The 13,736-nt window shown below is 58.2% G+C and carries 12 protein-coding genes; 4 read left to right on the top strand and 8 right to left on the bottom strand.

Going from position 1 to position 13,736, the window contains the following annotated elements:
- Positions 1-66: 66 nt before the first annotated feature.
- From EPG66_RS02230 to hipB, 4 genes are all read right to left on the bottom strand, one after another.
- Positions 67-1,488 carry a M24 family metallopeptidase gene (locus EPG66_RS02230; protein ID WP_182685852.1) on the bottom strand — a complete coding sequence of 474 codons (1,422 nt, stop codon included), beginning with the start codon at positions 1,486-1,488 and terminating at the stop codon, positions 67-69.
- A gap of 171 nt (positions 1,489-1,659) precedes the next feature.
- Complete coding sequence (locus tag EPG66_RS02225) at positions 1,660-1,872, bottom strand: type II toxin-antitoxin system MqsA family antitoxin (protein ID WP_182685850.1); 213 nt, start codon at positions 1,870-1,872, stop codon at positions 1,660-1,662.
- A 99-nt stretch (positions 1,873-1,971) separates the two neighbouring features.
- On the bottom strand, positions 1,972-3,285 hold the full coding sequence (locus EPG66_RS02220; RefSeq protein ID WP_182685848.1) for a type II toxin-antitoxin system HipA family toxin: 1,314 nt from the start codon (positions 3,283-3,285) through the stop codon (positions 1,972-1,974).
- Positions 3,285-3,533, bottom strand: coding sequence for a type II toxin-antitoxin system antitoxin HipB (hipB, locus tag EPG66_RS02215; RefSeq protein ID WP_022625644.1), 249 nt, complete (start codon positions 3,531-3,533; stop codon positions 3,285-3,287). Before hipB ends, EPG66_RS02220 begins: the two co-directional genes overlap by 1 nt.
- A gap of 180 nt (positions 3,534-3,713) precedes the next feature.
- Here hipB and EPG66_RS02210 point away from each other — a divergent pair, with 180 nt between their 5' ends.
- Positions 3,714-4,151 carry a GNAT family N-acetyltransferase gene (locus EPG66_RS02210; RefSeq protein WP_031592296.1) on the top strand — a complete coding sequence of 146 codons (438 nt, stop codon included), beginning with the start codon at positions 3,714-3,716 and terminating at the stop codon, positions 4,149-4,151.
- 33 nt (positions 4,152-4,184) lie between these two features.
- On the opposite strand, the gene EPG66_RS02205 is transcribed toward EPG66_RS02210, so the two are convergent.
- The 4 genes from EPG66_RS02205 to EPG66_RS02190 all read right to left on the bottom strand — a co-directional run bounded on the left by EPG66_RS02205 (position 4,185) and on the right by EPG66_RS02190 (position 9,399).
- A complete protein-coding gene (locus EPG66_RS02205) occupies positions 4,185-4,979 on the bottom strand; it encodes an inositol monophosphatase family protein (RefSeq protein WP_137227663.1) in 795 nt (264 codons plus the stop codon).
- A gap of 23 nt (positions 4,980-5,002) precedes the next feature.
- A complete protein-coding gene (locus EPG66_RS02200; protein ID WP_039386572.1) occupies positions 5,003-6,064 on the bottom strand; it encodes an ABC transporter ATP-binding protein in 1,062 nt (353 codons plus the stop codon).
- A complete protein-coding gene (locus tag EPG66_RS02195; protein WP_031592293.1) occupies positions 6,061-8,286 on the bottom strand; it encodes an ABC transporter permease in 2,226 nt (741 codons plus the stop codon). Before EPG66_RS02195 ends, EPG66_RS02200 begins: the two co-directional genes overlap by 4 nt.
- An 87-nt stretch (positions 8,287-8,373) precedes the next feature.
- The gene (locus EPG66_RS02190; protein ID WP_031592292.1) at positions 8,374-9,399 is read right to left on the bottom strand and encodes an ABC transporter substrate-binding protein; all 1,026 of its coding nucleotides are present in this window, start codon (positions 9,397-9,399) and stop codon (positions 8,374-8,376) included.
- Between the two features lie 221 nt (positions 9,400-9,620).
- Between EPG66_RS02190 and EPG66_RS02185 the strand changes: the two genes are divergently transcribed.
- From EPG66_RS02185 to EPG66_RS02175, 3 genes are all read left to right on the top strand, one after another.
- Positions 9,621-10,655, top strand: a complete 1,035-nt coding sequence (locus tag EPG66_RS02185) for a LacI family DNA-binding transcriptional regulator (RefSeq protein ID WP_069026289.1) — start codon at positions 9,621-9,623, stop codon at positions 10,653-10,655.
- Positions 10,656-10,919: 264 nt separating this feature from the next.
- Entirely contained in the window at positions 10,920-11,813 is an 894-nt protein-coding gene (locus tag EPG66_RS02180) for an SDR family oxidoreductase (protein ID WP_010670164.1), read from the top strand.
- A gap of 93 nt (positions 11,814-11,906) precedes the next feature.
- The gene (locus tag EPG66_RS02175; RefSeq protein WP_031592363.1) at positions 11,907-13,730 is read left to right on the top strand and encodes a glycoside hydrolase family 15 protein; all 1,824 of its coding nucleotides are present in this window, start codon (positions 11,907-11,909) and stop codon (positions 13,728-13,730) included.
- Positions 13,731-13,736: the final 6 nt, after the last annotated feature.

Below are 13,736 nucleotides of genomic sequence, written 5' to 3'. Positions count from 1 at the left end.
GCAACCAGGAACTTTCTGAGGCGCGTATCCTGACAGAAGCGCCTGCGTTTTACTCTCAGTTAAATTTTACAAATTATTACCGGCCGCATCAGGCCGGTTAATCCCCTGCTGGCGCACCAGCGCACGGCGCTTATCCAGTAAAAAAGGGCGCAGATAGCCTACCGTGTTCGACAGCAAAATCACCTCTTCAGCAAGCTCAATCCTCAGCACGTCTGTCAGGTACGCTTTGCGCTGAGTCATTCGCTGCCAGAGATCGGGAAAACGACACGCCAGCTCATCACGCAATGCCGCGTCCGCCAGACCGACCGTATCCTCGATACTGCAGCCGCCATAACCCGGCACCGACGGGATAATATCGATCTGCAGCAGCATACCGCTTTTCAGTGTCACGGCTGAATCGGGATAGATGGGCGAGCTTAGCCACTCCTCGTCAGCCACCAGATGCCCCGGATTAAGATGCCAGCCATACTGCGCTTTCGGCAGAACCGTTTCGATAAGCGAATAGAGTTCGCCGCCGTTGATCCCGATCCGCAACTGCTCCAGCCAGCTGACCACCGCGTGATAATAGGGGATAGCCAGCCGGGTCAGCCAGTCGGATACGTTACACTGTAACTCAGAAGCGTCACTGACCACGTATGCCGAGCGGCTGGTCAGCCCGCCTTTGTAGCCGGTGGTAAGAGAAAGCTTGTCGCCTGTTGCAATCCGTTTATCAGACGGATAGAGCCGGGCCTGGGCGAAACGGTCGCCGGTCGCGGCAATCGTCACCACCGTGTTTGGCTGCCCTTCTGCGTTCAGACGTGCGCCTAACGCCTTCTCTGTGACACCCGGCGCTACGCTATCCAGCGCAGCCAGCATCGCGGTTGAAGCAAGATTGGCCCCCGCCTCATAAAACGCCACTTCATCGGCGCAGTTAACGCAGCGTGCACCGTTGTCAGGCGAGATAAACAATCCGGTGGCGTTTACCAGTTGCGCATCGCCGCCCGCTGCCTGCGCCGCCGCGGCATAGATGAACTGCGGCAGATCAAACATCCCTGGCTGCCTGCCGGTAAATAACTTCCAGCCCACCAGCCCGGTGCATTCTCCCGCCACAATTCCCGCCTCTGTTAACAGCTGAGCCAGGGGCTGCTCCCCGCGCATGGGCTGGTTGGGCAGAGAAAAGACCGCCGCATGCAGGCAGCGTCCCGGATTGCGGGCAAACGGCACCAGCTTGAGGTTCTCATTACCCATGATATAGGTGAGTTTGCCCTGCTGAGTCACCACCAGCAGCGCCTCCTCGAAGCGCGGAATGAATCCCGCCAGATATTCAAAATTGCTGCCGTGCTCTTTGTCGGCATAGATAATCAGTTGCGCAATCTGCTGCTGCTGCATCCGCTCAATAATGGCGGCCAGACGGCGATGCAGTGTTTCATCAGACATCACAGGGCTGGCAGCACCGGGAAATACTGGCGGTGACGGGATTGTTTCCAGGGCATAGCGATTGGCATCCATAACGCACTCCGGTGGCCAGATTGACGGGGTTTGATTTCCGTTCCCAGGGTAAACCTGAGGATTACCCTGTAGGGTGCCACAATCACACAACTTACTCGTTGCGTGTTATCAAAAGATGGACATCCCCCTGTAACAGAGTCAAGAAAGCCCGCGCTAAGCGGGCTCTCTATGTTATTTGATGGGCACGCCTGCATTCTCCAGCGCTTCAGCCTTTTCGGGATATAACTCCGACGTTCCGGCATTCATAATCACTGCTCCACAGCGGATGCAGTGATCGCCCTTCACATCTGGCACAACGTCCTCCGGATTACCCGTATTTAGACTGACGTCGCGCGTGGCGTACACAAACGCCTCTCCTTCACATCCCGGACACTTCCATACCATGACTCTCCTGTTAAGCCTGTCAGATAAGCATAGCCGACAGGCTTTTAGCCATACACAGAAGGAGAGGTTTTTCAGGATATTGCCAGCTCATAAGCGCCATCACTCTTTGTGCCGCAGCCGCTCCAGCATAATCAGTGAATGACTGAAAATGGCGTCGGCGATGTGCTGCGGGAAACCTGGCGGCAAAGCATCGCGCACCGAGACCACCGCCTGGGGAAAGGCCTTAATAAAGAAGTCGAAGATCTGCTGCAAACTGTCACGATCAAAACTGACGCTTTTTGCCGTGGCGATAAAATGGCGCGGGAAGATTTTGTCGATCTCTGTCTTCTTCCCCTTAGTGGCACGCAGACCCATCGCCAGTTTCAGCGCTCGCTTGTTCAGACCGGTGCCGCCCAGTACCGGGTAAGCGGAGATCACATCATAAAAGGGAGTCAGTCGATAACTGCCGCCGCGCTCAATAAACAGTGAGAAGTTCTTGGCGTGACCGTCGGTTGCGCCAATCAGCCACTGAAACACCTGGAACATCATAAAGCGATAGCGATCTTCGATGGCGTTGCTCGATCCCATCAGTATCTGCATGATCTCCGCAATGCCCGGCCCGCCATCCGACTCATATTTGGTTGAAGATGGCAGTCCCAGCGCCTGACAGAAATCCTCCTGCGGCAGGCGGATCAACCGGGTTTTATCGCGTGACCAGCGGCGGTCGAAACGTTCTACCGCCAGGGCGCGCATCTGTCCGGCACGGATAATCGTTGCCTGCGGCACGTCGATACCGAGTGCACGGGCCAGCGCCAGACAGAGATACTCATTCTCCACACTTTCGCGCATATCCAGCGTCGCGGCCGGCTGTTTAATCTCTCCGATCGGCAGCTTAATGATGTGCGAGGTGGGCGTGGCACCGGCAGGAATGCTCCAGCCTTCATCGGTCAGCAGCAGTGCAGTTTTCTCCTGCGCCCCCGCGACCGAGATGCGGAAATCGGTCTCTTCACGCAGCATCCCCAGCGGGATATCTGACTGATAGGCCGACAGCACGCTTTCCAGCCGGGTTTCATCCAGCACTTCATAGCGGGCCTGCAGTGCGGGCAGTGGCATATCGGGCGGCAGCAGCATGGTTGCCCCGACGCTGTCACGTCCCACTTCCTGCAACAGATCAAACGGCTGACGGGATTTAATCTGGTAACGCGCCACGATTCTGTCGCGAATCAATGGGCTATCCGGCAGCAGGTTATCGAAGAAGTTAATCACGGCGTGTGAGGTGATCGCTTTAACCTGCAACGGCATCGAAAGTGACAGCGCCCTGGAGAGCGGATTACTCAGCCAGGCGGTATCATACTGAAACTCATGAGCGCCGTTTCGCTGGCGGGTGAGTACGCCTACCCGCTCGCCGTTCATCCACGCAATCAGCCTTTGCATTACCACTCATCCTCATCATGCAGCTGAGGCGCACTGGCCTCCTCTTTCTCCTGAACTTCCAGACTCAGCTCCAGCGACTGTAACAGCTTAAACAGCGTTGCCAGCGAGGTGCTGTCAGGGGCATTTTCAAAGTGAGAGATGGTAGCCTGTTTCAGGCCGACCTTTTTCGCCAGCTCACTCTGGGTCCAGCCATTGCGCTGACGAATGAGCTTTAGCCGGTTTGCCAGCTGTAGCGGGCTGTATATCATGGGGTGACTCCTTCTGGATCACAGGCTGTAAACATAGCGCAGGTATATTATCCTCGATAGGGTATAAAATACCATTTAACCCCTGCAAAGGATAATAATCACTTTATACCCTTTAGCGGATAATATGACAATTATCCTTTGAAGAGGATAAACCGGAGCCACGATTAAAAGAGGACGAGGATGAGCACATTTACCCTTACCCATCAGGTCAACGACGACGATAGGGAAGAACTGCTGGCAGGACTGGGAGCTTACAACCGGCAATTTATCAGCCGCGATAACTGGGGACCGCTGTCGGTTTCTCACAGGGACGAACAGGGAATGTTGCGCGGGGGAGTGATCGCCGCACGCAAAGGAAACTGGCTCTGTATCGATTATCTCTGGGTGGACGAAACGCTCCGTGGCAGTGGTCTGGGCAGCGCACTGCTGGAAGCCGCAGAGCAGGAGGCGGAAAAGATGGGATGTCTCTATGCGCTGGTGGATACCTTTAGTTTTCAGGCCCTGCCGTTTTATCAGAAACAGGGTTATCAGCCGCAGATGTCCCTGCCCGATTTTCCGCAAACCGGTATGCAGCGTCACTATCTGACCAAAACGCTACGGCCTGAGGCATCACGCTGACCGCAGCGCAATCAGCGTGACAGCGTCACATAATTATAAACCGGCAATGCGCCGCAGATCCGCTTCGGCACCCGGTGCCACGGCCAGTACCTGCGCGCCTTTAGTGATGCGATCGCCTTCGGTGTTAAACGGGTGGTACCAGCCGCCCGCCTCTTTCACCAGGCAGTAACCCGCCAGGCAATCCCAGGCGTGCATATAGGGTTCGTAGTAACCCACAACCCGACCGGCGGCAACCCAGGCCAGCATCAGTGCGCCGGAACCAATACGGATAAAGTTACCGCCTGCCGACAGCAGCGCTGCCACAATCTCGCCTACCTGCTGCGGGCTGACATAGCTGTTGGCACCAAAACCGGTAACGTGGTTTTGCAGCGTGCGTGTGGGATCGACCTGCAGACGATGACCGTTGAGCGTCGCGCCCTGCCCCAGTGCCGCCACGTAGCACTCCTGATAGGTCGGCGCGAAAATCACCCCGATGACGGGCACATCGCCGCGCAGCACCGCGACGGAAACACACCAGCTCGGCATCCCATTGAGAAACGGGCTGGTGCCATCGATCGGATCAACCACCCAGGTGTAGTCAGAATGTCCTGCCTGCAGGCCTGACTCCTCACCCAGAAAGCCATCATCGGGAAACGCATCCCGTATACGGCTGGCGATCAGCTGCTCCACTTCACGGTCGGCAATCGACACCACATCCTGCAAATCGTACTTGGTCTCCACCACCAGCGTCTCGCGACGGTTGAAGTAAGATAACGCCGTCGCACCACCTTCACGGGCAACGGCTTCCGCTAAAGCCAGACGCGCCATTATTTCATCATGCGATTCCATGCGAACTCCTTGAGTTAGTCAGATTAACGGGCAATCAGGGCAAGGCCCTGCGGCTTGAAGTTGACGCCGACTGTGGCGGCAAGCGGCAGACGTTGTTCCATCTGCGGATCGATAATGAACAGCGCGCCCAGTTCGGTGGCGACTTCATATTCGATATGGTCGCCCAGCCAGGTGCTGTGAATGATCTCCCCCTGCAGCGCCCCCTGACCGTCACCGGACAATGTAATAAACTGCGGTCGCACCGCCAGCTGAGCACTGCCGGTTTTCGCACCGGCACCTCGTACCCGGAAGCGCTGATTACCCAGCCGGACCAGCGCGTCATCCGCATCCGCCTCTTCCACTTCACAGGGCAGAATATTCGCCTCCCCCATAAAGTCCGCGATAAAGACCGAATTGGGTGAATGGTAAAGCGTCTCCGGCGCACCCTGCTGGGCAATATCCCCCTCTTTCATGACAATAATCTTATCGGATACCGCCAGCGCCTCCTCCTGGTCATGAGTCACATAAACCGCCGTAAACCCGAGCCGCTGCTGCAAATCGCGGATGTCGGTGCGCACCCGACGGCGCAGACGCTCATCAAGGTTCGACAGCGGCTCATCAAGCAGCAGCACCTGCGGTTCCAGCACCAGCGCGCGGGCGACCGCAATACGCTGCTGCTGTCCGCCAGAGAGCTCCGACGGCAGCCGCTGCCCCTGACTCTCCAGACCCACCAGCTTCAGTCCCTCGCGCGCCCTGTCCTGCGCCTCGCGTTTGTTCATGCCCGAGGAGAGCAGCCCGTAGAGAATATTGTCGATGGCGTTCATATGGGGAAACAGCGCGTAGGACTGAAACACCATCGCCACGTCGCGCTCGTTGGCGGGCAGATGGGTGACATCTTTGCCGCCAATCAGAATCCGCCCTGCGGTGGGATGCTCCAGCCCGGCCAGCAGTCGCAGCGTGGTGGTCTTGCCGCAGCCGGACGGCCCGAGCAGCGTCACCAGCGTACCCGGCTCTACGGTGAGCGACAGATCCGGCACGGCAGTAAAACCGGCAAAACGCTTTGCGACATGTTCAAACACCACCGATCCGGCGTTAATGGTCGTCATACGGCTCTCTCCTGAGTCAGAGTGGATGCAGAGGGTGCGGCAATAATCACTGCCGGTTGGGTTGCACGACGCAGGCGACGTTCGCCCACCAGCAGCTGGAAGAGGCCAATGATCAGCAGCATCACCACTATCAATACCGAGGAGTAGGCAATCGCCACGCCATACTCACCGTTCTCCACCAGCCCGACAATGTACGAGGTCGCCATGTTGTACTGGGCGCTGACCAGAAAAATCACCGCACTGATAGAGGTAATGGCCCGCACAAAGGCGTAAACCAGCGCGGCGCTGATAGCCGGTTTCAGCAGCGGCAGCACCACTTTGCGCAGGGTGCGGAAACTGTTTGCGCCCAGCGTCAGTGAAGCTTCATCCAGGCTTTTATCCAGCTGGCTCATCGCCGCAATACCACCACGCACGCCGACCGGCATATTACGGAAGACAAAGCAGGCGATCAGGATCATCGCGGTACCGGTGATCTCCAGCGGCGGCAGGTTATACGCCATCACATAGCTCACACCAATCACCGTGCCGGGAATGGCAAAGCTCAGCATCAGCATGAATTCAAAGGTCTGACGACCGGCAAACTTCTGTCGCACAATCAGCCAGGCGGTCAGCAGTCCGACAATGGCCGTGAGCGGCGCGGCAATCAGGGCGATCTCCAGCGTGGTCCAGAAAGAGCTCCAGGCGACGCCGCTCCAGACCAGTTGCCCCTGATTAACGCTGACGCTAAAGGCACGGATGTAGTGATCCAGCGTCAGGTTGTTATTCAGCCCCCAGGACTGCACAAAGCCGCCAATCATGATCATGCCGTAGATCACCAGGGTGAACAGACCCCAGGGTATCACCATGCCATAGACGCTGTAGCGCACCGGACGCGGCAGCATCACATGACGGCCGCCATCGCCTTTGCCGGTGACAGTGGCGAAGCTTTTGCCGGAGAGCCAGACGCGCTGCACCAGAAAAGCGGCCAGGGTGAAGCCCAGCAGAATCATCGCCAGCACCGCCGCGCGACTCGGGTCGTTCTGTGCGCCAACCACGGAGAAGAAGATCTCCGTCGACAGCACGCCGTGACTGCCGCCCAGCACCATCGGGTTACCGAAATCGGCCATGCTTTCGATAAAACTGATTAAGAAGGCGTTGGCCAGCCCCGGCGCCATCAGCGGCAGCGAGATGCGGGAGAAGGTGCGCCAGCGGCTGGCGCGCAGGGTCTGTGACGCCTCCTCCAGTGACGGACTGACGCCCTCAACCACGCCAATCAGCACCAGAAAGGCGATGGGGGTAAAGGAGAGCACCTGGGCAATCCAGATGCCGGTCATGCCATAGAGCCAGCGGCCCGGCTCGATGCCGAACAGCGTCGCCAGCGATTCGGTGACCACGCCAGAGCGGCCAAACAGCAGGATCAGCGCCAGACCGATGACAAACGGCGGCGTGATAATCGGCAGAATGGTCAGCATCCGCAGCGCTTTTTTACACGGCAGCGAGGTGCGCGTCGCCGCCAGTGCAAACGCCAGTCCCAGCAGCGTAGCGCCACTGGCCGTCATCAGCGCCAGTCCCAGCGTGCGCCAGGCGGTGCCGCAGGTGCCACCGGTAAAACAGCCGAGGCTCCAGATGGCGGGATCCTGCATATTGGCAATCAGTCCGTCCGGTCTGAAGCTGCCATCAATATCCTGCACCGAGGCGACAAACAGACTCAGCACCGGATAGAGCACAAAGGTCGTGACCAGCGCCACCAGCAGCACAATCGATGCCACCACAAAGGCATCGCCTTTCAGCACGCCGCGCTCCGCCAGGGCAAAGGCGAAAATCAGCAAAAATATGGTCAGCAGCAGCAGCGCACCCGCGCCCATCGCCGGTTGTCCCTGCGCCAGCGGGCCGGCGAGGTTCTCCAGCCATAACCAGTTCCAGCCACTGAAACCGATGGCATGCCCTTCCAGCACCAGAAACAGAATGCCGCAGGAGCTGAACAGCAGCAGCAGCGTGCTGCGGGTGCGACCCGGGGGCAGAAAGACGCTGGCAGCAGAGAGCAGCCACAGCGCCACGGCGATGCCCAGCCAGCTGTGTAACGCGAGCTGCCCCAGCGCAGGCGCATTGGTCTCATCACCCCATAAGCTGAACAGCCAGTCACCCGAGAAGAAGCCCTGCTCCAGGCTATACCAGGGCAGCAGCGTCAGCGCGATGGCTCCCGCCAGCAGCGCGCCGGTTAAGCGACGATTGTGCGCATTCATAAATCACCTCGATCAGGAAGCGGACACCAGGCTTACGCCACCGCGGGCTGGCACAGACCCGGCCCAGGTGGCCGGGGTGCACCACCGTTATTGTGCGCTGGCACCAATCTCTTTATCCCAGCGGCCCAGCAGCGCTTTGCGTTTTGCTGAGTCACCATAGGTTTTAAAGTCATAATCGATCAGCCTGATGTTCTCGAAGCGCGGTGCATATTCAGAGATCTCCGCCTTGCGGTTAGAGGGCAGCTGGAACGATTTCGCCTCTTTCATATGCGACTGAGCTTCAGCGCTGAGCGCCCAGTCATACCAGGCTTTGGCATTGGCCAGGTTTCGTGCCCCTTTGATGATCGACATCGAACCAATTTCATAGCCGGTGCCTTCACAGGGCGCGACGGGCTTAATCGGGAAGCCATCCACTTCCATCGCGACGGCATCATGCATAAAGACAATGCCGATGGTGGTTTCACCGCGCGCGGCGGCTTTGACCGGTGCCGAGCCGGACTTGGTATATTGCGAGATATTGGCGTTGAGCTTCTTCAGGTAGTCAAAGGCTTTGTCTTCGCCCATGATCTGCACCAGCGTCGCCAGGGTGTTATAGGCCGTGCCGGAAGAGTTGGGATTGGCGATCTGAATCTCGCCTTTAAAGCCAGGGTCGAGCAAATCCGCCCAGCAGGCAGGCACTTTCTGCTTTTTCTCCGCCAGCAGTCTGGTGTTATAGCCCCAGCCCAGCGCACCGGCATAGACGCCCACGGTGCGATAACCGGAGATCTCCGCCACTTTTTGTGACCAGGGCTGCTGCTGATCGAGCAATGGCGATTTATAGGCCTGGGTCAGCCCCTCTTCGGCGGCCTGCATATGCGGATCGCCGGTACCGGCCCACCAGATATCGGTACGGGGATTGCGTGCCTCACTGCGGAGACGGGCATAGGCTTCACCGGCAGAGAGCCGCACCATGCTGAGTTTAATATCGGGATGGGACTGGCTGAACAGCGTGGTCATCTGTTCGCACACCACCACATCGGCTGAGCAGATCATATTAAGATTGCCCGCCGCCGAGGCAGCAAAAGGCATCATAGGGCAGACGATTACAGCAGCGAGCAGAGAGGAATAACGCATGGTGTTCTCCTGGGCTGGATGACGCAGACGCGCCAGCTTTTGCACATGCGTGCAAACATGTGTGCAGATTAGTACGGCGGCCATGCTGCAGTGTCAATTCAGTTGTTAAGCAATTGTCAGTCGCTGTCACAAATTTGAAACCTTTCGCCCGCCTGTATTTTTTGCACAGCCTTGCAACTTCAGGCAAACTCAGTGCAGACAATGTCAGGCGAGGAGAGAACATGCAGCAGCTTAAGGCGGTGGTGAGTGCACAGGATGTGGCTGACCGGGCGGGCGTCTCCCGTTCAGCGGTCTCCCGCACCTTTACACCAGGGGCCAGCGTGTCAGATGCTACCCGTCAGCGGGTGATGAAAGCGGCGGAGGAACTAGGCTATCACGTCAATCATCTGGCGCGCGGCCTGGTGCGCAACCGCAGCGGCATCGTCTGCTTAATTGCCTCCGAGGTGGACACGCCCTACCGTGCCAGCCTGGTGCGCTGGATGACCCAGTATCTGCAGGAAGCAGGAAAAGTGGCGATGCTGATTAACACTGACCGATCCGATGCGCGCGTTTCCGCCGCGCTGCAGCAGGCGATTAATTTTCGCGCCGACGCTTCGATTATTCTCTCCGGCATGCCGGACAGCGGCATTACCCGGCTCTGCTACAAACATGGTCAGCATCTGGTGCTGATTAACCGCGACGAGTCCCTGCCCGGCACGCTCAGTATCAATCTCGACTCCCGCCCCGCCGCAGAAATGGCGGTTAACGCGTTTGTGCGGGCGGGATGCAGCCGCATCGCCTTTGTCAATTCACTGGCGGGAACGCCGAGTCTGCTGAAGCGCGAAGCGGATTTTCTGGCCGCAGCGCAGAAAGTGGGCGTCACGGTCCAGGTGGAGCAGTTCGGCACCACCTCTTACGAAAGCGGCCAGATTCTGGCCCAGCGTCTGCTGACGCGTAAAGTTCGCCCTGACGCGGTTTACTGTGCCACCGACCTGCTCGCCTGCGGCTTTATGGATGAGGCGCGTCACCGCTTTGCGCTGCGTATTCCGGACGATCTCTGCATCATCGGACATGATAATATCGCGCAGTCGGGCTGGGCCTCTTACAACCTCACGACCTTTGCGCAGCCGGTGGAACAGTTCGCCCGCGACGCCATTGCCTGGCTGGTGGAGACGGAAGCGCAACCGGAGACACTGATGCCCAAAAATGAACAGCAGCAGGAGCGCAGAATATATCCGGTAGATGTGGTCTGGCGCGGTTCGGTACGCGGCGGTTAACCACCCTGCTTTATTTTCTGCCGCTATGTGATTACGCCCTGAAATAATCCACAACCGTTCTTACGCTTCGCTTTAAATATCTCACCCCTGCACTGAAAAATAATCGGACGCTACTGCACAGTGTGCCGATTTTCTGTCTACGCTTTATCTGCATTATTAAGTTCTTCTGGTTTTAACTGCTCAATGAATCAGCAGTCAGATGTGACAAATATCACATTTGTGCCAGGCTTAATGTCTCAGATAACTCTGTTCAAGGAGCATACAATGGCTACACCAACTAACAAGACGCTCGATCTGGATCAATTTCCTAAACCTCCTTTTGAGGACCAGCCACAACAGGCGCCAGGCCTGGCCAGCAAAATGATCCCGGTTCCCGATCACGGTGAAACCAGCTATCGCGGTACGGGCCGACTGACCGGCCGCAAGGCGCTGATCACCGGCGGCGACTCCGGTATTGGCCGCGCGGTGGCTATCGCTTATGCCCGTGAAGGTGCAGATGTGGTGATTAACTACCTGCCGGAAGAACAGCCCGACGCCGATGAAGTGATTAAATTAATCGAAGCGGAAGGCCGTAAAGTTTTTGCTATTCCGGGCGATATTCGTTCTGAAGAATTCTGTCAGCAGCTGGTTAAAGAGGCAGCCGATAAATTAGGTGGCCTGGATATTCTGGTTAATAACGCCGGTCGTCAGCAATTTAATGAGTCCATCCGAACCCTGAGTACGGAAGATTTTGACGCGACGTTTAAAACCAACGTTTATGCGATGTTCTGGATCACCAAAGCGGCGCTGGAATATCTGCCACGTGGTGCGTCTATTATTAATACCTCGTCCGTACAGGCGTTTAAACCCAGCGATATTCTGCTCGACTATGCGCAGACCAAAGCGGCCATCGTCGCCTTTACCAAGTCCCTGGCGAAGCAGCTGGGTGGCGACGGCATCCGGGTTAACGCCGTCGCGCCAGGGCCATACTGGACCGTGCTGCAGTCCAGCGGCGGACAGCCGATGGAGAAAGTGAAGCAGTTTGGCGCCGACTCACCGATGGGTCGTCCGGGCCAGCCGGTTGAGATCGCCCCGCTCTACGTTACCCTGGCCTCAACCGAGAGCAGTTACTCCTCCGGGCAGGTCTGGTGTTCTGATGGCGGCACCGGCACGCTGTAGTCTCACTCAGGTGGCCGCATAACGCGGCCATTTTTTTGTCCCGCTTTTGCCCCGCTTAAGAGCCCTCGCCACCGTGATATAAGGAAGCAGATTATGGAAAACCCGATCTTTCATTCGCCGGTCAGAAAAGAGGGCTTTGCGGGCCTGGGTGATTATGCCGCCATTGGTGAAGGCCGTTCAGTCGCGCTGATTGCGCCGGACGGTTCAATTGACTGGTGGTGCGCGCCCAATCTCGACGCAAAGCCCCTGTTTGATCGCCTGCTTGATGCCGGACTCGGTGGCTACTTCCAGATTGTCCCGCGTGCGCCTTATCAGGTCTCACGCCGCTACCGCGATAACAGCAACGTGCTGGAGACCCGCTTCGAAACCCGCGACGGCACCGTGCTGCTGACCGAATCGATTAACAGCACGCTGGCGGGCCGTCTGCCCTGGTGCGAACTGGCTCGCCGCATAGAGGGCGTCAGCGGTGAAGTGGAATTAGCGATCACCCTGCGCTTCGGCACCGCCGCCGAAACCCGTTCACCGTGGGTGGCCGATAATGAGAAAGGCAAGGTGTTTCACATCGCGGAGATCATGGCGATGCTGCGCACCAGTGAAGATATTCAGATCACAGAGCTGGATGACGAGCAGGTCTGCGCCACGCTGCGCACCGCTGCCGGTTCCCGCTCGCTCTGCGCGCTGCTGATTACCGAGAAAGAGCCGCTGGCGGTGCCGCCGCTGGAGGCTATCGATCAGCGGATTGAAACCAGCCACACCGGCTGGACCAGCTGGGTGGAGAGCCTGAGTTATGAGGGCAGCTACCCGGCGCTGGTGAAGCGCTCTGCCCTGTCGCTGAAGTTTCTCTGGTACTCCCCGACCGGCGCGCTGGCTGCTGCTGCCACCACCTCGCTGCCGGAGGGGATCGGCGGCGAGAAAAATTATGATTACCGCTACGCCTGGGTGCGCGACGCCTGCCTGATTATTAAAGCCTTCGTCTATCTCGGAGCGCTGGAAGATTGTAAGGCGGCCTTTTCCTGGCTGTCGCAGACTATCATGCGCCACGGCGTCAGGCTGCGCGCCTGCTATGCCCTGAATGGTGATGAGGTCCCTGCCGAGCGTTATCCGCCGCTGAGCGGCTATCAGAACTCTCAGCCGGTGCGGGTCGGCAATAATGCCCGTGATCAGTTGCAGCTCAGTATGTATGGCGACATGCTGGTCACCGCGCAGCATTTTATCGAGGCGGGACACGTGCTGGATATCACCACCTCGCGCATGCTGGGCGAGCTGGCGAACTGCTGCGCCGATCACTGGCGGCAGAAGGATTGTGGCATCTGGGAACTGCCGGAGCTGCAACACTACACCCACTCCAAAATGGCCTGCTGGATGGCGCTGGATCGGGCGGTGGCGCTGGCAGAAAGCCAGCATATCGAACCGACCTGGCTGGGGCGCTGGCAGCGGGAACGTGACCGTATCCGCGACTGGATTGAGTCGCACTGCTGGTCAGAGCAACAGCAGGCTTATCTCTTTTACGCCGGCAGTGACGATCGCCTCGACGCATCGCTGGCGCTGGTTCATGGCTACGGCAATGCGGTCAACCCGCAGCGGATGCTGTCGACCTACCGTGCGATCCGGCAAAAACTGGGTGACGGCAGCGCCATGCTCTACCGCTACAGCGGGGTCAGAGAAGAAGAGAGTACCTTTCTCGCCTGCGCCTTCTGGCTGGTGGAAGCCTGGGCAGAGATGGGTGAGACGGATGAGGCAGAACAGGCGATGCAGGAGATCCTGGCTACGCTGAACGGCCACGGTAACGTCGATATCTTCAATGAGATGTATGACGTCCGCAGCCAGAGCTGGCGCGGCAATATGCCGCAGGGGCTGAGTCATCTGGCGCTGATCTGTGCGGCGCAGGCGCTATCGGAATCGCAGGCACCAGCGTGATGAGAG

The sequence above is a fragment of the Pantoea pleuroti genome, assembly GCF_014156615.1.
GTDB classification, from domain to species: Bacteria; Pseudomonadota; Gammaproteobacteria; order Enterobacterales; family Enterobacteriaceae; genus Pantoea; species Pantoea agglomerans.
The sequence above is the reverse complement of the archived record's forward strand: the minus strand, read 5'-3'. Positions and strand labels throughout refer to the sequence as shown.